This window comes from Paracoccus seriniphilus, assembly GCF_028553745.1.
GTDB classification, from domain to species: Bacteria; Pseudomonadota; Alphaproteobacteria; order Rhodobacterales; family Rhodobacteraceae; genus Paracoccus; species Paracoccus seriniphilus.
Map to the genome: position 1 here is coordinate 258,237 of NZ_CP067130.1, position 26,001 is coordinate 284,237.

Sequence of the window (26,001 nt, forward strand, 5' to 3'; positions counted from 1 at the left end):
AGAAATTCATGCCTGCCTTTCACATCCCCGATTCAGAATTCGCAGAACGCCGCGCGAAAGCGCAGGCCATGGCGAAGGATATGGGCCTGGATGCGCTGATCGTCTGGTCCCGCAGCGGGCATTCGGTCGAAGCCTATGGCGATCTTTACTATCTGACCAATTTCGTGTCGCTGTTTCCCTGCGTGCCCGACCGGCGCACCTGGTCCAGCCGCGGGCATGGCGCGTTGATCCTGCCCGTCGATGGCGATCCGATCCTTGTGACCGATTATCTCGACGACCCCGAGGATCGTATCAAGGTCAGTGATGTGCGCGCCGAGCCTGACCTTGCCGCAGGCGTGGTCGATGTCTTGAAGGAAACCGGATTGCTGGGCGGCAAGCTTGGCATGGTCGGGATGATGTCCTTTCTGGTCAGTGCGCTGCGTCGGATGGAGGACCACGCCGGCCAACGGCTGGACCTGACGGATGCCGACCACATCCTTGACCGCCTGCGCGTGATCAAGAGCCCCGCCGAGATCGCCCTGATGCGCCGCTCGGCTGCTGTCGGGGTCAAATGGATGGAGGCCACAATGGGCGCCGTCATCGAAGGCAATACCGAGGGTGACGCCGTCGGCGCGGGCCTTGCGGTTCTGGCCGCAAATGGCGGCACGCAACAGGATATCGCCATCTCAAGCGGTCCCAACGCGCAGCATTACATGGGCAGCTCGGGCGTGCCGCATTGGAATGTGACCCGACCGCTGCAGACAGGCGATCTGGTTCATATTGACCAATGGGGACCGGTCAACGGCTATTATACCGATTTCGCCCGCTCGACTGTCGTGGGCGGCAAGCCTTCGGACGGACAACGTGAATTGCTTGATGGGAATGTCGCGCTGATCCACCATATCATTGCCTCGATCACTCCGAACCGAACAACTTTCGGAGACCTTTACCGGACCGGGGCCAAATGGCTGGACGACAACGGTTTTGCCAACCATAAGAGCACCGGCGACGAAACCAATAATTTCAGCAGGCTTTTCCCTTGCTTTGGCCATGCGCTTGGCCTTGGGATCGACGGGCCGTGGATCGTCGACGACGAAGATACCGTGATTGCTCCGAATATGACGCTGGCCATCGAGGCTCTGGTCAGCAAACCCGGGGTCGGAGCCTCGAATTTCGAGGAAAACGTGCTTGTCACAGAAAAAGGCGCAGAGATCCTGACAGCCGACTGCAACAGCAGGTTCTGGGCATGAATGATTGCTGAAAAACCGTCTGCCCGACATTCGACATGTCAGGGCGGACGGACAAGAACAAGATGGCGCGACACGGAAAGCGCAGCCGTCTGGAATTCCAACAGGAGATAAACACGATGCGTTATCAATGCATAAATCTGTTCGGTCTGGCGCGCGGGAATACCGTTGTTGCCGCCGCGATCATGGCCGCGCTCAGCGCGCAGGCCGCCAGTTCCGACACCATTTCCCTTGGCGCGCCGATCCCGCTGACCGGCTATCTGGCAGCAGACGGGGCAACGATGGAACGGGCGATCCGTCTGGCCGTCGATGAACTGAACGCAAATGGCGGTGTTCTGGGTAACCAGGTCGATGTCGTGACCTTCGATATCGGCGATCTGACCCCTGACAAACTGTCAGCGGCGGCTGCCAATCTGATCGAGCGCGAAGGCGTCAGCGCCCTGATCAACGGCTATGGAGGAATGGGGCCGGATATCCCGGCCTTCTGTCCCTATGGCATTCCCTATATCCACAATGATGCGGTCTCCAGCGTCATTGATCTGGCCGAGCGGATGCATTGCGATGCTGTCTTCAATGCATCGGATGTCGATGTGAACTATGGCAAGGCCGTCTTCCAACAGATGCTGGCCACGGGATATGAATTCGAGTCCAAGCGGCTGGCCATCGTCCATGGTGACTATGAATGGGATGTCGAGGTCGCCAAGGGCATGACCGAGGCCGCGCAGGCTGCCGGTTGGGAAGTCGTGTTCTCCGAGGAAGTCCCCTATGACACCGTCGAATGGACCGGCATCCTGTCCAAGATCCGCGCAACAGAGCCTGCCCTTGTTCATCTGGAAGCGCTGGACCCGGCAGTTGCCACGACCTTCATCTCGCAATTCAACGACAACCCTGCGGGCAATGCTCTGGTCAGTGTCGGCTATATGGGGGCCACGCCCGGTCTTGATGATGTGATCGCGCAGGGCAATGCGCAGGGCGTTCTGGCCTTTACCCTGAATGCGCATCTTGAAGACGAGGAAGGCGGCGCGTTCGAAGCAAAATGGCAGGACGCCTATGGTGCCGAAGCCCCGATCAGTCTGGCGGCCGCAGTTTATGACATGGTCAATATGTGGGCAGCCGCCGTGGAACAGGCTGGCGATGCCTCGGATTACGCCGCCGTGGCCGATGCAATCCGTGGCATGGACTATGACGGAATTGCGGGAATCTATGCCTTCAACGACCGTAATTTCATCGACACCGGTTCCCAGACCCAACCCGCGCAGCTGATCCAGGTGCAGGACGGGAAACGCGTGCGCCTTGTCGTGGGTGACGAGAAGGTCGGCGAGATCGTTGCTCCAAGCTGGGGCAACTAATGCAGCAAGGCCACTCTGCGCCATCATCCCCGGATGATGGCGCGGCGGATCGCATCCGACTTGCCGGACCCAAGGGAGTCTTCGCATGAGCCACATGTCGCTGGAAAATGTCACCATGAAGTTCGGACCGTTCCGGGCCTTGACCGACCTTTCCTTCCACATTTCCCGAGGCGAGATCCTGGGCGTCGCCGGGCCAAATGGTGCCGGGAAAAGCACCCTGATGGATGTCTGCACCGGCGGGTTGAAAGCCTCGGCAGGCGAGGTCATCTTTGACGGCAGGACGATCACCTCCTGCCCGCGCCATGTCCGCTGCGGTCTGGGAATTGCACAGACATTCCAGATTCCGACCCTGCTGTCATCCTTGACCGTGGGCGAGAATCTTCTGGCCGGTCATCTGTTCGGGCATGAGGCCCGCGGCACGCCTTCGGGCATTGCGCTGGAGGAAATCCTGTCGCTGACCCGTCTGGGCGATCATCTGGATATGGACGCGGCGCGTGCCGATCTGCTGACGCGCAAACGGATCATGCTGGGGGCCGCATTGGCGACCGGGCCGGAAATCATCTTCATGGACGAGCCTCTTGGCGGTCTGAATAGCGAAGAAATCGCGGAATTCCTCGATGTGGTCCGCCATGTTCGCGACAGCCTTGGGGTCACGGTGGTCATGGTCGAACACAAGACGCGGGCGCTTGCCGAGATCGCCGATCGCATCCTGATCATCAATTTCGGGGAATTCGTCATGCTCGACACACCATCGATCGTCCTGAACGACGACCATGTGGTCGAGATCTATCTGGGCAAGAAACACGATGCTTGAAATCCGCAATATCAACGCCGGATATGGCGACTTCCATATCCTGCATGACGTGTCGCTGAACGTCACCAGAGGCGAGATGGTCGCCGTGGTGGGGGCAAACGGGCATGGGAAAAGCACGTTGCTCAAGGCCGTATGCGGCATCTTGCCGGTAAGCGATGGCTCGGTCCGGTTCAACGACGAAGAGATCGAGGGCCGCTCTGCACCGGATCTGGTCGGGCGCGGGCTGGTCTATGTGGCCGAGGACCGGCGCCTGTTTCCCGACATGACGGTTCTGGAAAATCTGGAACTGGGTGCGTTTCTTCCGCAGGCGCGCAAGATGGAAAAGCAAAATCTGGAACGGGTCTTCGATCTGTATCCCAGACTGGCCGAGCGGCGCGGCCAGCTGTGCCGGACGCTGAGCGGGGGCGAGGCGCAGATGGTTGCGCTGGGACGCGGGCTGATGTCCAACCCCACCTTGCTGGCCATTGACGAACCCTCCCTGGGCCTTGCCCCCAATCTGACGGAAACCATGCTGCAGACAGTGGCGACGCTCAACAAGGAAGGTCTGACCATCCTGATCGTCGAACAAAGCATGTCGCTGCTGCGCGGGATGATCGACCGCGTCTATTTCATCGAGGAGGGCGTCGTCTCGGCCGCCGTGCCGGAACAGGTTCAGGAATCGCTATGACCCAGATGATCGAAATTCTGCTGAGCGGCATCACACAGGGGGCGGTCTATTGTCTGATCGCCATCGGATTGTCGCTTGTCTACGGGGCGTCGCGCATCCTCAATTTCGCGCATGGCTCTCTCTATACACTGGGTGGATATATCGCCTGGTTTCTGGTGGTCGGTTATCTCGATCTGCCCCTCTGGCTGGGCATTCTGGTCGCGATTCCGGTTCTGGCGGCCAGCGGCCTTGTGATCGAGCGGGTGATCATCCGCCCGCTGCGCAGTTCGCCGAACTGGAAGGTCAACACCATCATGGTGACGCTTGGCCTTGCCTTCATCATCGAGAATGGGTTGCAGCTGGTCTTCGGGCCGGGCACCAAGACCATACCGGCCTTTGCCGAAGGTGTGGTGACCCTGGGCGGGATCACCCTGTCCTGGTACAAGATCTGGATCTTCGCAATTTCCCTGAGTCTTGTAGGCGCGCTCGAGTTCTTTCTGACCCATACACGCTATGGTCAGGCCGTGCGGGCCGTCTCGCAGGACATGCAGGGTGCCAGTCAGGTCGGCATCAATGTCAATCAGGTCTTTGCGCTGACCTTTGCCCTTTCGGTGGTTCTGACCGGGATTGCCGGGATATTGCTGGCGCCGGTCTTCCTGATCTCGCCGCTTGGTGGATGGGGGCCCTTCCTCAAGGCCTTTGTCATTGTGGTTCTGGGCGGATTGGGCAGCACCAAGGGGGCCTTTGTGGCAGCCTTCATCCTCGGCGTTCTGGAGGCCTATATCATCTTTTTTCTGGGGTCGAACTGGGCGATGCCCGCCTGGCTGGTCATGCTGATCGTCGTGCTGATGATCCGTCCGAAAGGCCTGTTCGGGGTTTGGGAGAGCTGAAATGAAAACATCAAGACAAGACGACCCCACACAGCTGATCTCTTCGGTTTTCACCGGACGGGGATTGCTGAGGGACAGCGTGATCTATTGGATTGTCGTGGCCGGTCTGGCCCTGTTGGGGGCGCTGATCGGCGACAACTATATCCGCCATGTGTTCATCCTGGTGTTCATCTGGTGCATCGTCATCGCATCATGGGATCTGATCCTGGGATATGCCGGAATCTTCAATTATGCCCAATTGGTGTTCTTTGCCGTCGGGGCCTATTCGTCGGCCATGTTGTCGATCTATGCGGGATTCACGCCCTTGCTGTCGATCGCCTGCGCCGCCATCTTCGGTGGCGCAGTCGGGGCGCTGATCGCCATTCCCAGCCTGCGCCTGAAGGGCGAATATGTGGCCCTGTTCACCTTTGCCGTTCATCTGGCACTGCCGCCGGTCATCCAGCAGGGCAAGGCCATCGGGATGGGGGGACATACCGGCCTTCTGGGCGTGCCCTGGCTGAACCTGTTCGGCTATCAGGTCTCGACAATCGACAAGCTGACATGGTTCTGGGTCTCGCTCGCTTTCGGCGCTGTCTGTGTCTATGTGATCTATTTCGTGGTGCTGCGCGGGCGTATGGGGCTGGCTTTCGTCGCGATGCGCGATGCCGGCACCTTTGCCCAGTCCATTGGCGTGAATGAGAACAAATACAAGTTTCTGGCCTTTGTCGTCTCGGCTGTCTTCACCGCCATCGCCGGTGGCATCTATGCCCATTATACCACCGTGGTCACACCCAAGATCCTGGGCACCGAGTTCTTTCTGATGGCCATGGTCATGATTGCGGTCGGCGGCATGGGCCGTTTTCCCGGTGCCATCCTTGGCGTCTTTGTCGTGGTGATCGGCAACGAGCTGCTGAGAAGCTTTGACGACTACCGGCTGCTGTTGCTGGGTGTCGCGGTCGTCGTGCTGGTGATCTTTTTCCCCAATGGCCTTGCCGGTCTGACCCGGCGGCGACGGGCTGACGGCGACAGGGCATGACCCTGTCCCGGTAAGAAATATGGCGATGGGGGCGCGCCGTTTCCATCGCCCGCGGCGGCAGGACAGACAAGACCGACGCTTTCAACGGTGACAGCTGTCACGATTGCCCATGCCCCGGAGTCCGGCAGAGACTGGGGGCAGGAACTCAACCAAATTGCCCGGCTGAATGCCTGCCGGCAGCATATCTGAAAGGCCATTGTCATGAGCAGCCCAATTCCGATGGATGAAACGATGTGGAATGGCCTGATCCATTCCGGCATCGCAGGAACCATGTTCGGTCTTCCCTACGTTCCGCCGAAGAAAGAGGCCATCAAGGCCTCGCAGGCAGATCTGGCCTTTATCGGCTTTCCCTTTGACTCGACGCAGATCAGCCGCACGGGCGCGAATTACGGGCCTCGTGGCATTCGCGAGCATTCCAGCCTGTTCCTGACCTATAACGCGACATCCGATATCGACCTGTCGCAGAAATTCAGGATGGTCGATTGCGGCGATATTCCGGTCATTCCCGGTGACGTCGAAAACACCATGAAGATCGCGACCGAGACGATCAGCAATATCATTGCCGGCGGCGCAAGGCCGGTGCTGATCGGCGGCGACCACTCGGTCACGATTGGTGGGGCGCGCGCCTTTGCACGGCATCACGAAAAACCGGGGCTGATCCTGTTCGACACCCATTACGACACCGCGGACGATATTGGCGGGGTCAAGGACAGTCATTGCTGCCCGATCAGCCGTGCTGTGGATGCCGGGTTCGATCCCAGACATATGGTCCTGATCGGCATAAGTGGCTGGCTCAATCCGCGCACCGAACTGGAGAATGCCAGAAAACATGGTCTGACGGTGATCACTCTGGATGAAATCATCCGCGACGGAGCGAAACCCGCGGGGCAGAAAGCCGCCAGGATCGCAGGCGGGGCCAGGGATGTCTATCTGACCATAGACATTGATGCGCTTGATGCGACGGTTGCGCCGGGCACTTGCGTGCCGACGGCGGGCGGGATGATGCTGCGCGAAATGTTCGAGATACTGGCCCAGTTCAAGGAATTGAATATCGGGGGCCTTGACATTGTCGAGGTCGCGCCATCGCTCGATCCGACCAAGGTGACACAGATTGCCGCGAACCGCATCATTCTGGAAACGCTGGCCATGCTGAAAGCCAGTTGAACCTATGCCGGGGGCGGCTTGGCCGTGTGGGCCGCCTCTTGTTGGTTCATTGAATGGCCGAGCATGCAAGCAGTGCCTCGATTCGGGACAGGGACTGTGGCGCGCGAATGTCGATCGCCGCCATGCCCGCCCGCTCTGCCGCTTCCAGCCCCTGAGCGCTGTCTTCCAGCACAAGGCAATCGACAGGACTGACCTCAAGTCGCGCCGCTGCCAGAAGAAACATGGCGGGGTCGGGCTTTGGCACCCCGACCTGATCAATCGTCACCACGGTATCGAAAAGACTGTCGATCCCGGCTGTTTTCAGCATGGCCAGCACCAGCCCGGCCTCACCATTGGATGCGACCGCCGAGGGGCGCGGCCCCCAGGCGCGAGCCAGATCGACGATATCGCTGTTGGTGCGGAACTGGCCCGCGAGAGCCAGGATTTTTGCCAACCGGACGCTGTCGTCGACAAGCTGATTGCTGTTTGGCGTTTTGCCGGTGAATTCGATCCATGATGCCAGCAAGGCGCGGCGCGACAATCCGGTGCGGGCGAAATAGAAATCGCGATCCAGTTGGTGGCCCTGGGCTGCAAAGGCGGCAGAAAATGCCTGATAGTGCAGTTCGGCGCTAAGGATCAGCGTCCCGTCGCAGTCGAAAATCAGGGCTTTGGGAGGATGGGGCATCAGTGCGGCGCTCCTTGCAAACATGCCGCAAGAGCTGCGGCCTTCATGGGTTTTGGCAAACCGAACACCCGGCCAGGGAAACGTGCATCCAGCGGGTTTCTGGCGGGCAGATGACCCGACACGACGATGGCGCGGGTATCGGGATCGGCCTGCAGAGCTGCTTCGGCCAGTCGCCATCCGGCCACGTCAGGCCCAAGATGCAGATCGGTGACCAGCAGGTCGAAAACTTGCGATTGCAAAAGCCGGAGCGCCTCGTCCGGATCGGCGGTTTCGGTGATATCCGAATGGGTCAGGACGGCGCGTGCATGGGCGGCATCGGCCGGGTCGTCCTCGACCAGCAGGACGCGCAGAGCGTCCGCGATATTCGTCGCGGCCTCGACGCAAAGCGGCAACATCAGGCGCACGCAGGTTCCCTTGCCCGGCTGCGACGTGATCTCGACGTCACCGCCGGACTGGCGAATGAAGCCCGAGACCATGGCCAGACCAAGCCCCGTTCCGGTGCCATCCGAACGCGCGGTGAAAAAGGGTTCCATCGCATGGGCCAGAACCTCGGGCGACATGCCCTGTCCGCTGTCACAGACTTCGACAAGCGCCATCTCCTGTTCGGTCAAATGGCGCAGCCTGATGTCGATGCGGCCTGAACCTTGAATGGCCTGCGCGGCGTTCAGGCACAGGTTGAGAAGCGCACTTTCCATCTGTCCGGGGTCGATACGGACCGTCAACGCGGTTTCTGCGGTCTCTATCGCAAGGGTGACCTGTTCATCCAGCGCAAGGGCGATCAGATCCTCGACACCGGCCACGAGGTCGTTCAGATCCATCACTTCGGGTTCAAGATTCAGCCGCCGGGCAAAGGCCAGCAGGCGCTGCGTCAGTGATGAACCGACATCCAGCGCGGCCCCCAGCGATTGACGCAGCGAGGCCATGCGTTCGGGGGGCGCATTCTCCATCAGGTGCAGGCTGGTGGAAATGGTGGACAGGATGTTGCCGAAATCATGCGCTACTTCGCCGGCGATCTTGCCAAGGGCTTCGGTGCGCTGCACCTGTCTCAGCCGCTCGGACAACTCGCGGCGTTCCGAGGCATCTGACAGCAGCATGACCGAGCCGCCGGTGGACAGGCGGCTTTCGCGCATTTCGATCACCCGGCCATCGGGGCGACGCAATTCGACAACGCCATCCGGCCCGGTGCATCGCTGCCAGCCACCAGAGTCCAGCAGTGCGGTCATTCGGGGACGGCGCTGCACCTCTTGCGGCGTGACCTGAAGCACCGAGGCAAGATGAGGGTTCCCCGCGATCACGGCTCCCTCTTCGGACAGGATCGCAAGGCCGTCGGACATGCTGTCATAGAGATTCTGGAACAGGGCATTGCGCTGCGCAAGTTGCCGGTTGGAGCGGTCCAGTTTCAGCGTATTGGCGCGAAATGCGCGAAACGCATAGAACAGCTTGCCGATCTCATCGCCGCCATGTTCGCCGCGCGGCAGGCGGCTGGAACGGTCGCCCACGGCAAGACGGGTCATCGCGTCCGAGATCGCACGCAGATTGGCCGTGACATGGCCCGAGACATACAGCGCCGTCCCCAACGCCACCACCGCGCTGAAAATGCCGATCAGAACGATCGTCTGACGCGCCACGAAGATGGCCGAGACCGTTTGCGCACGTTCCGCCGCGATCCGGGCTTCGGCAGCGGCCGTCACATTCGCCGCGTGCAGGCTGATGGCTTCGGCCCCCTTGCGGATGGTATTGAGCGCGGCCTGAGCGGCAATCTTCTGTCCGACCTCATGGCGGCGCAATTCGAACAGGCCATCGGGTCCTTCTGCAAGCTCGCGCAGTTGCGCCAGCCCCTGTTGCCAGAGCGGGTCGTCGCTTGCCGGCATGGCATGAACCAGATGGTGATAGGCGCGATGAAATTCGCCCACCGTGACAAGATTGTCGGCGTTGATCGCGCCCAGCAGGGCGCGGGCCAGGCCTTGCAGGTTCAGCCAGTTCCGTTCGTCTGCAGATGAGATATCCGGGCGCCTCGCAAGATCGGTGAACTGCTCCTCCAGCACGCTTGTCCTTGCATTGCGGCGCAGGATCCTGTCCGCCAGTTCCGACCGGACCGTAGCAGCCTGCACCAGGGTTTGAATCCCGCGATCCATGCGCTGCAGGGCGTCGGTTCCGGTTTCCGCCGGATGCAGATTCTCGGTGATCTCGATGATCAGGTCATGGGCGACATCGGCCTCTTGCCGAATGCGGAAGGGGCTTGCCAATGTCAGCAGATAGGGCGCCCGCGTCGCCAGATCCGAGGCCTGGCGCGATAGAAGCAGGGCCCGGTCAACCGAGGCGAGCGTCTCGTTATGCAGCCGGTCCAGCCGCGCGGTTGCCTTTTGCAGGGTGATCCAGCTGGTCGCCCCGACCGCCAATGTTGCGGCGGTCAGCACGACCAACGCCGCAAACAGCCGCGCGCGGACGCTGGGACGCCATGCCTTCATGGAGAGGTGACAAAGATATAGCCCTGGCCACGCCGGGTCTGCAGATGGATCGGCTTGGACGGCACGGGTTCGATCTTGCGCCGCAGCCGCAGGATCAGCACATCGACCGTGCGGTCGACATAGAGCGACAGGTCGCTGCCCAATTCGCGCAGCAGATCGGTGCGGGCGATGATGCGATCGGGATGGCGCAGGAAATACTCAAGCAGCCTGTATTCGGCATTCGTCAGGGGAATCTCATTGCCATCGGGGCCGATCAGCTCGCGCCGGGTCTGATCAAGACGCAGGCGGCCGAACCTGAGAAACTGGCTTTGGCTGCGGTCCGGCAGCGCGACTCCGCTGTGGCCGCTGCGGCGCAGGACCGCGCGAATGCGGGCCAGCAGTTCGCGCGGATTGAAGGGTTTCATCATGAAGTCATCGGCGCCAGTTTCCAGCCCGATGATCTTGTCTGTGTCATCGCCCCGTCCGGTCAGCATGACGATGGGCAGCCCCATGCGTTCGCGGATCTGGATGGCCAGCGCCAGTCCGCTTTCACCGTGAAGGCGCAGGTCGATCAGGGCCAGATCGATTGACTGGCTTGCGGCGGCGGCAAAGAAACCTGCGCTGTCAGCGACCGGGACCGGAGTGAAGCCGTTTTCAGCCAGAAGAGCGGCAACACTGCTGCGCAGATCGGGGTCGTCATCGACCACGGCAACCACCGGCCCGGCTGTGGGTTCATTCTCGGCCATTTCTCCTCCGTATTCCGACCTCCTCGCCCGGTCCCTGCATGATGCCTTGGCGTCAAGGACACGGGGAGGCCGTATAGTGTTTCATTTGTGACAGAATGCCGCCCCGCCTGTAACATTGTTCATCATTTTATGCCGGGATTGCAGTCCTGTTCATGAAAATAGGGTCGTTTGCGCGATCCGCTTCATGTCAGGCTTCTGCTAATCCGGATCGGGCCATGAGGGAAGGGGCCGGTCGGTTCAATGGGAGGACAGCATGAAGAGATTTGCGATCAGCGCCCTGGCGCTTGCTGCGGGATTGGCGGCCTCGGCTGCGGCGGCCGAAGAATTGAACGTTGTTTGCTCGAACGAGCAGACATGGTGCGATCTGATGGCGCAGAATTTCCAGATCGACACCGGCATCGATGTGGCGATGGTGCGCAAATCGACGGGCGAGGTGCTGGCCCAGCTGCGCGCCGAAAAGGGCAATCCCAAGGTCGATGTCTGGTGGGGTGGCACCGGCGATCCCCATATCATCGCGGCCAGCGAAGGGCTGACCACGGCATCTGATGTGGATGTCTCGGGCCTGCTGGGATGGGCGCAGAACATGACCGAAATGACCGAGGGCCGCGCCGTGGGTGTGCATGTCGGCCTGCTTGGCTTCATCTATAATACCGAGGTGCTGGCCGAGAAGGATCTGCCCGCCCCGGCCTGCTGGCGCGATCTGGCCAAGCCGGAATACAAGGGCGAGATTCAGGTGGCCAACCCGAATTCGTCCGGGACGGCCTATACCGAGCTGGCGACCCTGGTGCAGCTGTTCGGCGAGGATGAGGCCATCAAGTTGCTGGCCGATATCGGCGCCAATGTGAACCAATACACCAAATCCGGCTCGGCCCCCGTCAAGGCCACCGCGCGCGGCGAGACGACGATAGGCATCGGCTTCATGCATGACATGGTCAAGCTGAAGAAAGAGGGTTTCCCGGTCGAACTGGTCGCCCCCTGCGAAGGGACGGGCTACGAATTGGGCGCTGTTTCGATCGTTGCGGGCACGCCGCACTTCGAGTCGGCCAGGAAATGGGTCGAATATGTCACCTCGGCCAAGGGACAGTCGGCGGGGCTTGAAGTCGGGGTCTACAATATTCCGTCCAACCCCGGTGCCGAAACCGATCCCGATGCGCCCGACATGGCCTCGGTCAAGCTGATCGACTACGATTTCGCGACCTATGGTGCATCTGAAACCCGCGAACGCCTGCTGGAGCGCTGGGAGAAGGACGTCAAAGGCTCGGGCGGCGCGGTCGAGAACTGATCCCCGCGACCCTCGCCCACCAAGGTCCGCGCCACCGGCGCGGGCCGCCTCTTGATCCGGGACAGGTTTATGACGCGAACTGCAAGGCTGTGGAGCTTGCTGGGGCTGGCGGGATATGTCCTGCTGCCATGGTACATGATTTCGGGAGGGCTGCTGTCCTTCGAATGGTTCGGGCAGGCAGGCTCTGGTCCGGCCGTGGCGCAACTGGCGGCCGGGCGCTGGTGGCTGGCCGGTCCCGGCCTTGCGCTGCTGGTGGCCCTGCTGATTGCCTTTGTGCCGCTGCATCCCCTTGCCCGCGCCCGCGGCTGGGTCGTGACCGGTGCGGCGGGGTTGGCGCTTGTGGTCGCGCAGGGGCTGCTGATCCTGGGGAACGGGCCGCGCTTCGCGATCATGGGCGATGTCGCGCAACCCGGCATGGGGATCGGTGCCCTTGTCGTCTCGCTGTCGCTTCTGTTCGTCCTGACCACCGGGATTTCCGGCCTTGGACGCGGGCGCGGCGATGCCTTCGTGACCGGGCTGATCGGGTTGATCGTTGCCCTTGTCGGGGTCTTTGTCTTCTATCCGATGGCCTTCATCTTCGTGCAGGCCTTTGTCCTGAAGGATGGTGCGGGTCTTGGCATCACGCAGTTCCTTCCGCGTTTCTTCGCGCCCGAGACGTGGTCCCTGCAATGCTTGACCGGCGCAGGCTATTGCGGCCCGGCCTTCAATTCGCTGGCGCTGGGGGTCGCGACCGGACTGGGCACGACGCTGATGGGGCTGGCCTTCGCGCTGATCTTCACCCGGACCGAATTTCGGGCCAAGAAGCTGCTGCGGGTCCTGACGGTCCTGCCGATCATCACGCCGCCCTTCGTGATCGGCCTTGCCCTGATCCTGCTGTTCGGCCGTTCGGGAACCATTACCGAATTCCTGGACTGGGCATTCGGAATTGAAAAGAGCCGCTGGCTCTATGGCTTCTGGGGGGTGTGGCTGGCGCAGATGCTGTCATTCACGCCGATTGCCTTCCTGGTCCTGATCGGGGTGGTCGAGGGCATCTCTCCCTCGATGGAAGAGGCCAGCCAGACGCTGGATGCCGATCGCTGGCAGACCTTTCGCCATGTCTCGCTGCCGCTGATGCGACCGGGACTGGCCAATGCCTTTCTGCTGGGGTTCATTGAAAGCCTGGCCGATTTCGGCAATCCGCTGGTGCTGGGCGGAAACTTCAACGTCCTGTCGACCGAGATCTATTTCTCGATCGTCGGAACCGTGGCAGATCCGGCGAAAGCGGCGATCCTGTCGATGACGCTGCTGTCGATGACGCTTTGCGCTTTTATCGCGCAGCGCAAATGGCTGGGCAAAAAGAACTATGCCACCGTCACCGGCAAGGCCGACAATGGCCAGCACGCGCAGATGAATCCGGGGCTGAAATGGTCCTGCTATCTGACCGCGCTGCCATGGGCGGCCTTCACCCTGATGATCTATCTGCTGATCGTCTTTGGCAGTTTCGTCAAGCTGTGGGGCTATGATCACAGCTTCACGCTGGAACATTATCAAAGGGCCTTCAATGTCGTGGTCCGCAATGGCGTGCATTTCGTCGGCTCGGCCTGGGACAGCTATGTCACCACGCTGACGATCGCGGCGATTTCGGCGCCCCTGACCGCGGCGGTCGGGCTGACCACGGCCTATCTGCTGGTCCGCCAGCGTTTCGCGGCAAAGGATGTGTTCGAATTTTCGACCATGCTGTCCTTTGCCATCCCCGGCACGGTGATCGGGGTGGCCTATGTCATGGCCTTCAATTTTCCCCCCATCGAATTGACCGGGACGGCGATCATCCTGGTGCTGGTCTTCATCTTCCGCAACATGCCCGTCGGCGTGCGCGGGGGCATCGCTGCGATGAGCCAGCTGGACAGGTCGCTGGATGAGGCCTCGATCATGCTGGGTGCGAACAGCTTTGCAACGCTGCGTCGGGTGATCCTACCGCTGATGGGACCGGCGATCATGGCTGCCGTGACCTACAGTTTCGTGCGCGCTGTCACCTCGGTCTCGGCGGTCATCTTTCTGGTCTCGGCGCGGCACAATCTGGCCACCAATTTCATCGTTGGCCGGGTCGAGAACAACGAATATGGCATCGCCATTGCCTATTCCGTGGTGCTGATCGTCACGATGCTGGCGGCCATTCTTCTTTTGCAGGCTGTGATCGGCCGTCGTCGTCTGCGCCGGGCCGACCGGATTGCGGCGTAACAGGAAAGGTTCGCGATATGACCAAGGGCTCTGTTCGCTTTGAAAATGTGACCAAACGCTATGACGATGTGGTGGCGCTGAAGCCGCTGACACTGGACATCCAGCCCGGCACGCTGTGCACATTGCTGGGGCCGTCGGGATGCGGGAAAACCACCACGCTGCGGCTGATCGCCGGGCTGGAAGCGGCCAGCGCAGGCAAGATCTTCATCGGCGGCGAGGATGTGACACATCTCTCGGCCACCTATCGTCGGGTTTCGATGGTGTTTCAGTCCTATGCGCTGTTTCCCCATATGACCGTCGCCGAGAATGTCGCCTATGGTCTGAACGTCAAGCGCATGCCCAGGGCCGAGGCCGCGTCCCGCGCCGAGGCCGGGCTGGAACTGGTCGGCCTCAAGGGCTTTGGCGATCGTCTGCCGTCTGAACTGTCGGGCGGCCAGCAACAGCGCGTCGCCGTCGCGCGGGCCATCGTGCTGGAGCCGGAAGTCCTGTTGCTGGACGAGCCGCTGTCGAATCTGGACGCCAAGCTGCGTCGCCATGTGCGCGAGGAAATCCGCCAGATCCAGCAGCGTCTTGGCTTGACCGCCGTCTATGTGACCCATGATCAGGAAGAGGCCATGGCCGTGTCGGATCGTATCATCGTCATGAAGAACGCCGAGATCGCCCAGGCAGGGACGCCGCGCGATCTGTATGAACGGCCTGCATCGTCCTTCATCGCGGATTTCATCGGTGACGCCAACCTGCTGGATGTCGAGGTGACGCAGAGCGATGCCTCATCGGCCGCAATCCGCCTGCTGGGGCATGACTATGATCTGCCCCGCGCAACGGCCGCGCGTGGTGCCGCCAAGATGGTGCTGCGTCCCCATCACGTCAGGCTGAATGCCAGCCCCTTGTCCGGCAGCATCCCCGCCGAGGTCACCTATGCGGCCTATCTGGGCAATTCGATCCAGTTCACCCTCTCCAGCCCGGCTGGCGAGATCTTTGCCATCGCGGCACCCACCGACCGGCCATTTGCCGTCGGGGACACCGTGCATGTCACCTGGCAGCCCGAGGATATCCGGCTGGTCGCCAACTGAAGCCGGTTCCGCCGCGCAAATTGACGTGACGGCGGCTTTCAGGGCCGTTGCAGACTCGTGAAAAACAGGTCAGGACCGCCTTGGCGGATTGTTCCCCGGATCAGAGGGTCCGTCCCGCGGGGTCAAGCTTCCCTCGCGTGGAAGACGTCCCTCGAAGCGCGGCGACGAATGGCAGGATCTGTTCGTTCATTGGCAGAAATGGTCAATAAACTTCCGAAAATTTTTGGATAGATAGCGAGACCATGCCGCGTCTGGCTGTTCCGTCGTGACAGGCCGCAGATCCAGATGCTTGTCACCGCTGCAGGACTGGCTTGGCAGCCGGATTTTCTGCGCCCCGGATACCCATGGCCGGATCCCTGGCCGATGCTCTGCGAAAGCGGGTTTCCCACGCCGGTCGATTCTGCCGGCCTGTGAGGAACCCCTGAAATATCTGAACGCGAACAGCCTGACGGGCATGCAGGCTGTGATCATTGATCTGCCCTGCGCATCGGGCTGCGGGCGCAAGTGAAAGTGCGACAGGAATGATGACCATTGCTGAATTCGAACGGCGATTTCAAAGCGGGTTGACCGCCATGGCCGCCCTGTCGTTGCCCGAGGCGCGCCGCAGCTATGACAGGCTGTGCGCCGGTTTTGCGCCCGATCTGCCAAAGGGCATGGAACTGGGTGATACGCGTATCGCGGGGGTGGCGGTGCGTTGGCACCGTCCCGCACGATCTGCGCCTGGCAGGGTGGTCTATGTGCATGGCGGCAGCTTCAGCCTGGGGTCTCTGGACAGCCATCAGGGCATCGCGGCGGGTCTGGCCGAGGCGCTGGGGCACGAGGTTCTGAGCATCGACTATCGGTTGCTGCCCGAGGCGGGATATGCAGCGGCCCTTGATGATTGCCGTCGCGTGATTGCTGCCGTCGCGCCGCTGGCACTGGTCGGCGACAGCGCGGGCGCGCGGCTGCTGCTGGATGTGATCGACGATCCGGAGCATGCGCCCGTGCTTGGCCTGATCTATCCGCTGGTGGGCCAGCCGACGAGCGAGACGCTTGGCCCCGACGCGCCGCTGCTGAGCCGCGACGATGTGCTGGAGGCATGGGCCGCCATTGCACCCGATGCCCCCACCCGCGATGCGCTGTCCCCGCCTGCATCGCGGATCGAGGTTCTGGCGGTGTCGCGTGATCCGCTGACCGTGCCGCTGGAACGGGGGGTATCGGCATGGCGCAGCGGCGGTGCAGAGGTCGGCTATCACATTGCCGATGACATGCTGCATGGCTGCCTGCATGCGCGGGAATCCCTGCCAGAGATGGCCTCTGCCTGGATGACCTTCTGTCAGGCCCTGAAACGACGGCTTGACGGATGATCCCGCGCCACGATCCACAGTTCAAATACAGAAGAAACCCATAGAAAAACCCACGGAGGAGGTAACCGTTTGAAACAGAATCTTGGCACCAGCATTGCGACGGTCTTGACCGTTGCGGCGCTGATCGGCTTTGCCGCCATCGCGCCCGGCAGCTTTCAGGCATTGCTTGAGGTCATCAAGGTGTCCGTCATCGGCAATCTGGGCTTCATTTTCACCTATCCCGCCTTCATCGTTTCGGTCGTCTTTGTCGTCCTGATGTTCACCCCCTTGGGTGGCTTGCGCTTCGGGGAAGAACCCCCGGAATTCTCGACGCTGAGCTGGATCGGCATGCTGTTTGCCACCGGCATGGGCATCGGTCTGCTGACCTGGGGCGTGCTGGAGCCGCGCTATCACGTCGAGGCTGGCAACAGCACCGATCAGGCGCTGCTCTATGCCTTCAACCATTGGGGATTGCTGGCCTGGTCGGGCTATCTGACCATCGGGGTCATCTTTGCCCATGCGCTTTACAACATGAACATTCTGAAACCGGCCGAGAACCTGCTGGGAGGGGGCTTTCTCAGCAAGCTCAACCTGGTCAGCCTGGTGGTCTCGACCGTGATCGGCCTGTCGCTGACATTTTCCTATGCCGCCACACCGCTGCAGAAAAGCGTCAGCCAGTATCTCGGGCTGGATGTCAGCGTGACGCTGATCATCATCGTGCTGTCGGGGTTCGCCATTGCCTCCAGCACCTCGGGCCTGAACCGGGGCATCAAATGGCTGAGCAATTACAACACCGTTCTGGCCGTCATCCTGATGGCAAGTGTCTTCCTGCTGTCGAACCCGGGCGAGATTCTTTCGACCTTCGCCCGGTTGCTGCCCGAATATCTGGCGCGCTATCCTGCCATGGCCACCGAAGTCGGCCTGGGCGATCCCGAACGCAAGGCATGGCTGGCCGACTGGCTCTATGCCTTCGAGGCATCGTGGTATGGCTGGTTCGTCTTTACCGGGGTGTTCATCGCGCGGATTTCCAGGGGTCGGACGCTGCGGCAACTGGTGCTGGGCGTGATGCTGGTGCCCAGCCTGTTTTCCTGCCTGTGGTTCAGCGTCTTTGGCCTGGCCGGTCTGGAAACAGGATCCGAGGATGTCTTTACCCTGATGGCCACGCTGGACAGCAGCGGCATCCTCTCGGCCATTCTGGCCCTGAACATCCTGCTGTTCTTTGTCACCAGCGCGGATTCGGCCGGTCTGGTCTGTGAAATGCTGACGGTGCGGCGGTCCCGTGCCTTCTGGATTCTGGCAATGGCCGCGCTGGCTGTGGTGATCAACTGGTTGGACGGAGATGTCTTCAAGGTGATCCTGACGCTCATCTCGGTGGCTGCCATCCCGGTTGCGATCGGCATCTTTGCCCTTGGAACCGCCTTCTTGATGAAGGCGCGCCGCGGCAAGGCCGTGCCGCAGATGTAACCCTGTCGGTATCACATCACGGATTGAGGGCTGCCGGCTGATGCTGGCAGCCCTTTTGAATCCGCAGGATGCGCCATCCTGTCAGGCTGCGACACTTTGGCCGCAGGGACGCTCTGGAAATGACGATCCGCAAGCGTAAATATGGTGTACCCGGGCCGGAAACAGTGGTTCCCCGAAAGCGCCGTTGAATGCCAGGCTTTGCCAGGGACGCCCGGAAATCTGGCGCTGGCGGTCAGGCGCGGATCCACGACAGGAGAGCAAGATGCAAACCGCAGATTTCGTGACCACCCTTTTTGACGGAAAATCCAACCCGGCCAAGGTCACCGTGGCCTTCACCATGGCACTCAATGCCGTAAAGGCGGGGCACAGCGCCATGCTGCTCTTGATGGTCGAAGCGGTCGAGCTGGGTGTGCCCGGCGCCTGCGAAGGCATGGATATCGGCAAGCCCTTCGAACCGGTGGCAGATCTGCTTCGGGAATATCTTGCTGCAGGCGGTCGGGTCGGAATTTGCGGGGCCTGCATGATTCACAACGGCTTCACCGCAGAGCAGATGGCCCCGGAATACGAGATCATCACCGCGCCGGATGTGGTGACCTTGCTGATGGGATCGAAAGGCTCTCTGCAACTGACCTGATGACCGCCAAGGCAGGGATTGCGCCGCTTTCCACAGGATGAGGCTTGGCCGACCGGACATTGATCTGGCGGTCAGGCAGTCATTCTGGAAATCAGGCTTGAATCTGCGGCAGGCCGATATGCCGCGGACAGGTTTTCCTGATTGTTCTGGGTCGACAGAACCAACCAGGGGGCAGGCGGCGCCTTCACCGTTGCGGCCTCGGTCACAAAATAGCCGGAAGTATTCTCTGAAGTTGAAATAAATCTGTAAAAATCAACTTTTAGAAGAAGTCTGTCTTGACGAATTGCAAGTGTTCTTCATAGTTTTAACGGAATTGTGACCATCTTCGTCGAGTGATGGTCACGATCTAATTGTTGAAATGGCGGACATATGGCTACTTTTGATAATACCACACATTACAAGATTTCGGGCCTTTCCTTTGATTACAAGGATAACGAGGATTTCGATGATGTCGATCTTGTAGGGTTCCGCTCCAGCGCGACGCTGACCGTCTCGGGCAATCCGGACTCTGGCTTTTTCTATGATGTCGTCGGTTATGACGACGAACCCATTTTCGATGCGGACGTGTCCGAGGATACCTATATCATCGAACTTGGCGGAAGAGACGTGTTCGACATTGATGTCGATGTCTCGGTGCTCAGCATCGACTGGACCTGGGGAGGCAAGAGCTACAGCACCACGCTGGCTGACTTTGACTGGGACAAAGGCGACGACGATGAAGGCTATGACCACGGAACCAACTTCATCTTCGTGCTCGACGGCGACGACCTGCCCGAGTTCAAATCCTTGTCGGAATTCGACGACTTCGCCAATACCGAAAAATATATTACCCGCGATTACATCCCCTCTTCGGGTCCGTTCTCCGAGGGCAAGCTGATCAAATGGAGCAGTTTTGAAACCGCCACGGTGGTGGGTGTTGAGGATGATATTCTGGGAACACCCGACGATGATGTGCTGAATGGCCGCAATGGCGACAACTACTTCATCTCCAGCGAGGGCGATGACAGATATAACGGCGGCAATGAGAATTATGATCAGGTCAGCTATAAGGATGATCCAGCCGGCGTGACCGTCAATCTTGCCACCGGCAAGGCCACGGATGGCTGGGGTGATGCGGACAGGCTCAGCAGCATTGAAATGCTGCGCGGCAGCCTGTTCGATGACCAGCTCAAGGGCGACAGTGGTGCCAACCACATTCGCGGCCTTGCGGGTGATGACGTGCTGAACGGGGGCAGGGGAATCGATACCCTGCGCTATGACCGCGATGCCAATTATGGCGGCACGGATGGCGTCACGGTGAACCTCAAGAAAGGCTATGCCATCGACGGTTTCGGTGATCGCGATACCCTGTCGAACTTCGAAAACGTCCGGACCACCGAATTCAAGGATACGATCATCGGCACGAATGACGCCAATGACCTTCGGGGAAATGGCGGCAACGATCTGATCAAGAGCCTTGGTGGCAAGGACATCCTGGAAGGTGGTGCCGGGCATGATACGCTGATCAGCGGTCTGGGTCATGACAAGCTGTTCGGCGGCACCGGCAAGGACAGCCTTGACGGTGGAAAGGGTGAAGACACGCTCTATGGCGGCAATGGCGATGACCAGCTTGTCGGTGGCCGGGGGGCGGATGTTCTTTCGGGCGGCGACGGCGAGGATGAACTCGCCGGCGGCTATGGCGACGACAGGCTTGTTGGGGGCAAACATGCCGATCTGCTGCTGGGCAGCATCGGCAAGGACGAGCTTGAAGGCGGCAAGGGCAATGACACGCTGCTAGGCGGCAGTGGCAAGGACACACTCACGGGCGGCATGGGCAAGGACGCGCTTGACGGCGGCACGGGCGATGACCTGCTCATTGGCGGCGACAAGGGCGATGTCTTCATCTTCAGAAGCGGCTTCGGCGACGATGTGATCCAGGATTTTCAGACGTCGGGCACGGGGGAAAAGATCGACCTTTCGGAAATTTCGACGATCAAGCATTTCAAGGATCTGTCGAACAATCACCTGTCAGAGATCGACGGCAATGCGGTGATCGACGACCTCGATGGCAACACGATCACGCTTGTCGATGTGGCGGTCGCTGACCTTTCCGCCAATGATTTCCTGTTCTGAGCCGCTTCACCAGGCGGGACATGTTGCAGGAACTCTCTATCCGGCCCGCTGTCACAGCCCGGATAGAGAGCCGGTAAAGCACCCGTTCCTGAAGGGGTGAACAGGTCAAGCGTCGCAAATCACTCGCGACGCTTTGGGTCATGCGTCTGGGCGTGGCCCCGTCGCGGTGGATCTCCCTGCCGTGGTCGCGTTTCCCTTGGGTTTGCGCGGGAGGAAAATGCCGAAACCCGCGCCCGCCGATCACGCGGCCGATCGCCGGCGGTTGCGGACGCCCTGGGCAGGTATTTTGAAGTGATCCTGCCTTGTTTCTGTACCCGGCAAGACTGAAAAAGCGTGAGAGTTTTGCCATAACCCGTTGGATATTCGTGTCAAATTGCACGACCACAGGTCACGCAAAGCCGGTTGACACCCTGCAACCGATCCCCGAAGTTTCACTGGCAACCGGCCTCTGGTCATGTCCCCGACAGCAAGACTGGAAGGCGCAAGGCCCGCGATCCGGCAACAAGCCATTCAGCAAGTGCAGGGCAAGCCACGGGTTGCGAATAATTGGAGACGGCGAATGAACACTATTCCCAATCTGACGATGGCGGACGGGCGCAAACTGCCGCAGATCGGTTTTGGTCTGTGGCAGATCCAGGCCGGCGGCGAGGCAGATGTCGTGCGCCACGCCTTGCAGGCCGGATACCCCCTGCTGGACGGCGCCTACCGTTACATGAATGAAAAGGCCATGGGAGAGGGGCTGCGCGCATCCGGTGTGCCCCGCGAAGAGGTCTTCATCACCACGAAGATCTGGAACAACGAACAGGGCAGGGCTGCGGCCCGCCGCTCGGTAGAACGCAGCCTGCGCCATATCGGGGTCGAACAGCTTGACCTGTGCCTCATTCACTGGCCGGTCCCGACACAGGATCTCTATGTAGAAACCTGGGCCGAGTTGATCGCCATGCGCGACGAGGGTCTGACGGCGTCGATCGGGGTTTCCAATTTCAATGAGGACCATCTGGACCGGCTGATTGCCGAAACGGGAGAAGCGCCGGCGGTCAATCAGATCGAGATCCACCCCCAGCTGCAGCAGCCCGAGATGCGGGCGGTCAATGCGCAGCGCGGAATCGTGACGCAGGCCTGGACGCCGCTTGGCAACGGGATCTCGTTCAATGCGCCGCCGGTGGCGGATGTGGCGAAAAGAACCGGCAAGAGTCAGGCTCAGGTGATCCTGCGCTGGCATCTGCAGTTGGGACATGCCTTCCTGCCGCGCTCATCCAATCCCGAACGGCAGATGCAGAACCTCGATATCTTCGATTTTGAACTGACCGAGGCCGAAATGCAGGCAATGACGACCCTTGATGTCGGGCTGCGCACCGGGCCGGATCCCTCGGTGTTCAAGATGATGTAACCGGGCTGACAGGGCGGCGGTTGCGAAGCCTGAATCATCGGCGACCCCGTGCGAGGGAAAGCCCCCGGTTCTTCTGCTGTGGGCCATGGTCGTCGGACAGTGGCGATCCGGTCAGATGCTGGAATAGCCGCCCTCGATCATCATGATTGCCCCGTTCACCAGGTCCGAGGCGGGTGACGCCAGATAGAGCGCCATATCCGCGATCTCGACGGGTTCCCCGAAACGCCCGGCCGGGGTGCGCGCAAGGAAGGGGTCCTTCCTTTCCGGCGCAGACCAAAGCTGTTTGCCCATTTCGGTCAGGACAACCGTCGGGCAGATGGCGTTGACCTGGACGTTATGTTCCGCGACCTCGGCCATCAGCGATTTGGTCAGCGCGTTCAACCCGCCTTTCGAAGCCGCATAGGCGGCGTGATCCTTGAGTGCGATCACCCCTGTCTGCGACGAGATATTGATGATCTTGCCAGACCTGCGGGCGATCATGCCGGGCAACAGGGCGCGGGACAGGATGAAGGGTGCGGTCAGATTGACCGCCATGGTCTGCGACCAGTCCGACAGGTCATATTCGACCGTCGGACCGGTGATGGCGATTCCGGCAGAGTTCACCAGAATGTCGATCCCGCCCATGGCCTGTTGCGCCTGATCCGCGATTGCGGCGGTTTCTTCGGCACTGGCCAGATTGCCGGTGACGGCGGAAAATCTGCGCCCCCTGGCGCGCAGACTGTCACCCAGTCGCGCCAGACGTTCCTGCGAACGCCCCTGCGCCACGATATCGGCCCCCGCATCCGCGAAGACCTCGGCAATCGCTGTGCCGATGCCCGAGGAGGCACCGGTGATCAATGCCCTGCGGCCCTCAAGGGCGAAACGCTGCTGCCATGCTGTCATCGGTCATTCCAGATTGGTGTGATTGGCCCGCATCGCCTCGGCGGATACATCCAGCCGCTGTGCCAGATCCAGCACCAGAAGTTCGCAGAACAGGAACATCAGCGCCTCGTAGAGCGAGCCCATGGGCAGCACCGAGCTGGCCGCCTCGCCCTGATCCGAGGCCATGGTCTGAGCTGGCAGATGCACGGCAAGATCAGCGGCTCTGGGCACGCTGCCACCGGGTTCGGCGGTCAGGCAGGCGACTTTCGCGCCGGCGTCCTTGGCAATCCCGACCAGCGCGGCGATGGTGGCAAAATCGCCGGGACCGGCGCTGACCAGCAGCACATCGCCTTCGCCCAGGGGCGGGGTAGTCATGTCCCCGACGACATGGGCGTCACAACCCAGATGGAACAGGCGCATGGCCAGCGCGCGCATCATCAGCCCCTCGCGCCCGACGCCGTGACAGGCGATGCGCCCGGCCTGCGCCAGCATCTCCGACAGCGGCGGGATCTGTGCCAGCACCTTGGGGGACAGCCCCGGGCGCAGTTCGTTCAACAGCGTTTCGGCGATATCGGTCTGGAGGTCAGCCATGTTTCAGCCTTCCTTCAGCTTGATCTGGATCTTCACATCGCTCGGACGTGCCTCGACCGCGCGATCAAAGGCGGCGATGCTGTCCTCGAAGGCAAAGGTTTCCGAGATCAGCGGTTGCAGATTGACCTTGCCGGCCCCGATCAGGGCGATGGCGCGATCATACATGTTCGCATAGCGGAACACGGTTTCCATCCGCAATTCCTTGGACTGCGCCAGCACAAGATCGAAGGGCACAGGATCGACCGGCATGCCGACCCAGACGATGCAGCCCGCCGGGGCGGCGCTTTCCAGTGCCGTCTGGACGGATTTTGCGGCACCGGCACATTCAAAGACAACATCGGCACCCCAGCCACCGGTCGCGTCACGAAGCACCTTGGCCGGATCGTCGCGGGTGATGTTGATCGGCTCGATATTGTCATATTGCGCGGCCACGCCCAGCTTTTCATCCACCAGGTCGGAAATGAAGACCTTGGCACAGCCCCCGGCCAATGCGGCCAGCGCGACCATGATGCCGATCGGCCCGGCGCCGGTGACCAGTGCCACGTCGCCCGGCGTGATCCCGGCGCGGCTGGCCGCCTGCATGCCGATGGCAAAGGGTTCGACCATGGCACCTTCGGCAAAGCTGACGTGATCGGGCAGCTTGTAGGTGAAAGCGGCGGGGTGAATGACCGAGGGTGTCAGACAGCCATGCACCGGCGGCGTGGCCCAGAAGCGTACCGAGGGATCGACATTATAGACCCCCAGCTTGGCCGCCTTGGAACGCATGTCGGGAATGCCCGGCTCCATGCAGACCCGGTCGCCCACGGCCAGATTGGTGACATTCTCGCCGATGGCGCTGACGGTTCCGGCGGCCTCATGTCCCAGAACCATCGGTTCCTTCACCACGAAGGGGCCGATCTTGCCGTGGGTGTAATAGTGCACGTCGCTGCCGCAGACGCCCACGGTATCGATCTCGATGCGCACGTCATCGGGGCCAAGCGTATCGGGCAGAGCGATCTCACGCAGGGCGAGCCTGTTCTTTTCTTCAAGAACCAACGCTTTGGCCATCTTTTCCATCCTTGTCTGTCTTTTCATTCAAAAATTGCGTCAATCGCCCGCGGCCCCAAGCAGGGCCTGCGCGGTATTGGTGTCGGTGACCAGCGTGTCCACGATGCCACGTCGCAGGGCGGCCAGAATGATCGGCACCTTATGCGCCCCGCCCGCCGCCAGAATGACATTGGGAATCCGGGCCAGATCGTCCAGCGAAATGCCGATCACGCGCTGGTTGATGGGGTGGTCGATCATCTCGCCGTTCGCATCGAGCACATGCCCGGTGATGTCGCCGACGCCGCCAAGCGCGATCAGATCTTCGGGGTCGATGTCACGGGGCAGGGCATCGCGCACCAGCAACGAATGTCGCAGGTCACTGGTCGCCAGCGCGACCGCATCGCAAGAGCGGACCTTGTCCAGCATCTCGGCGATGACATCCTGTTCGACAAAGCGCCTCTGGCTTTCGGGGCTGCCCGCAAACAGCGGCGCGGTAAAGAAACTGTGCTCGGCATTGCACAGATCGGCCAGCCGGGTGGCGATTTCATAGCCGTTCACATCCGAGCCGCGCGACACGCCCCCCATGACCGATATGATCTCCAGATCGGGGCGGTTGATCGGCTGCATGTAGCGGGTGGCCAGATTCAGCGTGTTGCCCCAGGACATGCCGAAGGCCTTGATCTCGGGGGTTTCCAGCAATGTGCCAAGATGGGCACCCAACCCCGCACTGACCAGCCTGGACACGGAACCGGGGTCTTCGGGCGAGGGCACGACATTCACGGATGTCAGGCCAAAGCGGCGCTGCATCTGCCACTCCAGATCGGCGGCAGCGGTGTAGATGGAATCGACGCTGACGCGCAGGATGCCGCGCCGACGCGCCTCGCGCAGGCCCTTGTTGACGCGCAGCCGGGTGGTGCCAAATCGTTCGGCCGCTTCGGCCTGGGTCAGGCCTTCGATTTCACAGGCCCAGACCAGACGGACCAGCAGTTGTTCTTCCTTGTCGATCTGGTCGATCTTGATGGTTCGCGACATGGCTGTCTCCCTTCGGCGGGGCTTCCTGGGCCC

22 protein-coding genes are annotated in these 26,001 nt (G+C 61.1%); 15 read left to right on the top strand and 7 right to left on the bottom strand.

From position 1 onward, the window contains the following. The first annotated feature begins 8 nt into the window (after window positions 1–8). The 7 genes from JHW44_RS14880 to speB all read left to right on the top strand — a co-directional run bounded on the left by JHW44_RS14880 (window position 9) and on the right by speB (window position 7,104). The gene (locus JHW44_RS14880; protein WP_089345504.1) at window positions 9–1,229 is read left to right on the top strand and encodes a M24 family metallopeptidase; all 1,221 of its coding nucleotides are present in this window, start codon (window positions 9–11) and stop codon (window positions 1,227–1,229) included. Between the two features lie 116 nt (window positions 1,230–1,345). Beyond that, the gene (locus tag JHW44_RS14885) at window positions 1,346–2,575 is read left to right on the top strand and encodes an ABC transporter substrate-binding protein (protein WP_179217771.1); all 1,230 of its coding nucleotides are present in this window, start codon (window positions 1,346–1,348) and stop codon (window positions 2,573–2,575) included. 85 nt (window positions 2,576–2,660) lie between these two features. Continuing rightward, window positions 2,661–3,389 (top strand): ABC transporter ATP-binding protein, encoded by a 729-nt coding sequence (locus JHW44_RS14890; RefSeq protein WP_089345502.1) that lies wholly within the window; start codon window positions 2,661–2,663, stop codon window positions 3,387–3,389. After that, a complete protein-coding gene (locus JHW44_RS14895) occupies window positions 3,382–4,056 on the top strand; it encodes an ABC transporter ATP-binding protein (RefSeq protein WP_089345501.1) in 675 nt (224 codons plus the stop codon). Before JHW44_RS14890 ends, JHW44_RS14895 begins: the two co-directional genes overlap by 8 nt. Further along, window positions 4,053–4,925: a branched-chain amino acid ABC transporter permease gene (locus JHW44_RS14900; protein ID WP_089345500.1), complete on the top strand. Its 873-nt coding sequence runs from the start codon at window positions 4,053–4,055 to the stop codon at window positions 4,923–4,925. Before JHW44_RS14895 ends, JHW44_RS14900 begins: the two co-directional genes overlap by 4 nt. A 1-nt stretch (window position 4,926) precedes the next feature. Then, window positions 4,927–5,940, top strand: coding sequence for a branched-chain amino acid ABC transporter permease (locus JHW44_RS14905; protein ID WP_089345499.1), 1,014 nt, complete (start codon window positions 4,927–4,929; stop codon window positions 5,938–5,940). 201 nt (window positions 5,941–6,141) lie between these two features. Then, entirely contained in the window at window positions 6,142–7,104 is a 963-nt protein-coding gene (gene speB / locus JHW44_RS14910; protein ID WP_089345498.1) for an agmatinase, read from the top strand. A 46-nt stretch (window positions 7,105–7,150) separates the two neighbouring features. Here the strand turns inward: speB and JHW44_RS14915 are convergent, their stop codons facing one another. The 3 genes from JHW44_RS14915 to JHW44_RS14925 are packed head-to-tail and all read right to left on the bottom strand — an operon-like array spanning window position 7,151 to window position 10,961. Then, the gene (locus JHW44_RS14915) at window positions 7,151–7,768 is read right to left on the bottom strand and encodes an HAD family hydrolase (protein ID WP_179217770.1); all 618 of its coding nucleotides are present in this window, start codon (window positions 7,766–7,768) and stop codon (window positions 7,151–7,153) included. Further along, the gene (locus JHW44_RS14920) at window positions 7,768–10,236 is read right to left on the bottom strand and encodes an ATP-binding protein (protein ID WP_089345496.1); all 2,469 of its coding nucleotides are present in this window, start codon (window positions 10,234–10,236) and stop codon (window positions 7,768–7,770) included. Before JHW44_RS14920 ends, JHW44_RS14915 begins: the two co-directional genes overlap by 1 nt. Continuing rightward, window positions 10,233–10,961: a response regulator gene (locus JHW44_RS14925; RefSeq protein WP_089345495.1), complete on the bottom strand. Its 729-nt coding sequence runs from the start codon at window positions 10,959–10,961 to the stop codon at window positions 10,233–10,235. The genes JHW44_RS14920 and JHW44_RS14925 overlap by 4 nt, the downstream gene beginning before the upstream one ends. A gap of 253 nt (window positions 10,962–11,214) precedes the next feature. On the opposite strand from JHW44_RS14925, the gene JHW44_RS14930 reads away from it, so the two are divergent. The 8 genes from JHW44_RS14930 to JHW44_RS14965 all read left to right on the top strand — a co-directional run bounded on the left by JHW44_RS14930 (window position 11,215) and on the right by JHW44_RS14965 (window position 22,458). Next, the gene (locus JHW44_RS14930) at window positions 11,215–12,243 is read left to right on the top strand and encodes an ABC transporter substrate-binding protein (RefSeq protein ID WP_089345494.1); all 1,029 of its coding nucleotides are present in this window, start codon (window positions 11,215–11,217) and stop codon (window positions 12,241–12,243) included. A gap of 69 nt (window positions 12,244–12,312) precedes the next feature. Next, window positions 12,313–14,460, top strand: coding sequence for an ABC transporter permease (locus JHW44_RS14935; RefSeq protein ID WP_089345493.1), 2,148 nt, complete (start codon window positions 12,313–12,315; stop codon window positions 14,458–14,460). Between the two features lie 17 nt (window positions 14,461–14,477). Further along, window positions 14,478–15,533 (top strand): ABC transporter ATP-binding protein, encoded by a 1,056-nt coding sequence (locus JHW44_RS14940; RefSeq protein WP_089345492.1) that lies wholly within the window; start codon window positions 14,478–14,480, stop codon window positions 15,531–15,533. Window positions 15,534–16,054: 521 nt separating this feature from the next. After that, a complete protein-coding gene (locus JHW44_RS14945) occupies window positions 16,055–16,879 on the top strand; it encodes an alpha/beta hydrolase fold domain-containing protein (RefSeq protein ID WP_218822604.1) in 825 nt (274 codons plus the stop codon). Between the two features lie 69 nt (window positions 16,880–16,948). Continuing rightward, on the top strand, window positions 16,949–18,322 hold the full coding sequence (locus JHW44_RS14950; protein ID WP_089345490.1) for a BCCT family transporter: 1,374 nt from the start codon (window positions 16,949–16,951) through the stop codon (window positions 18,320–18,322). Between the two features lie 262 nt (window positions 18,323–18,584). Beyond that, the gene (locus tag JHW44_RS14955; protein ID WP_089345489.1) at window positions 18,585–18,956 is read left to right on the top strand and encodes a DsrE family protein; all 372 of its coding nucleotides are present in this window, start codon (window positions 18,585–18,587) and stop codon (window positions 18,954–18,956) included. A gap of 369 nt (window positions 18,957–19,325) precedes the next feature. After that, a complete protein-coding gene (locus JHW44_RS14960) occupies window positions 19,326–21,068 on the top strand; it encodes a calcium-binding protein (protein WP_089345488.1) in 1,743 nt (580 codons plus the stop codon). Between the two features lie 559 nt (window positions 21,069–21,627). Further along, window positions 21,628–22,458, top strand: a complete 831-nt coding sequence (locus JHW44_RS14965; RefSeq protein WP_089345487.1) for an aldo/keto reductase — start codon at window positions 21,628–21,630, stop codon at window positions 22,456–22,458. A gap of 111 nt (window positions 22,459–22,569) precedes the next feature. Here the strand turns inward: JHW44_RS14965 and JHW44_RS14970 are convergent, their stop codons facing one another. From JHW44_RS14970 to JHW44_RS14985, 4 genes are read right to left on the bottom strand one after another with little or no spacing between them, the layout of a single operon-like run. Continuing rightward, window positions 22,570–23,340, bottom strand: a complete 771-nt coding sequence (locus JHW44_RS14970; RefSeq protein WP_089345486.1) for an SDR family NAD(P)-dependent oxidoreductase — start codon at window positions 23,338–23,340, stop codon at window positions 22,570–22,572. A gap of 3 nt (window positions 23,341–23,343) precedes the next feature. Continuing rightward, the gene (locus JHW44_RS14975; RefSeq protein ID WP_089345485.1) at window positions 23,344–23,910 is read right to left on the bottom strand and encodes an SIS domain-containing protein; all 567 of its coding nucleotides are present in this window, start codon (window positions 23,908–23,910) and stop codon (window positions 23,344–23,346) included. A 3-nt stretch (window positions 23,911–23,913) separates the two neighbouring features. Beyond that, a complete protein-coding gene (locus JHW44_RS14980) occupies window positions 23,914–24,957 on the bottom strand; it encodes an NAD(P)-dependent alcohol dehydrogenase (RefSeq protein WP_089345540.1) in 1,044 nt (347 codons plus the stop codon). A 39-nt stretch (window positions 24,958–24,996) separates the two neighbouring features. Beyond that, window positions 24,997–25,968, bottom strand: a complete 972-nt coding sequence (locus tag JHW44_RS14985) for a sugar-binding transcriptional regulator (RefSeq protein WP_089345484.1) — start codon at window positions 25,966–25,968, stop codon at window positions 24,997–24,999. Window positions 25,969–26,001 lie beyond the last annotated feature (33 nt).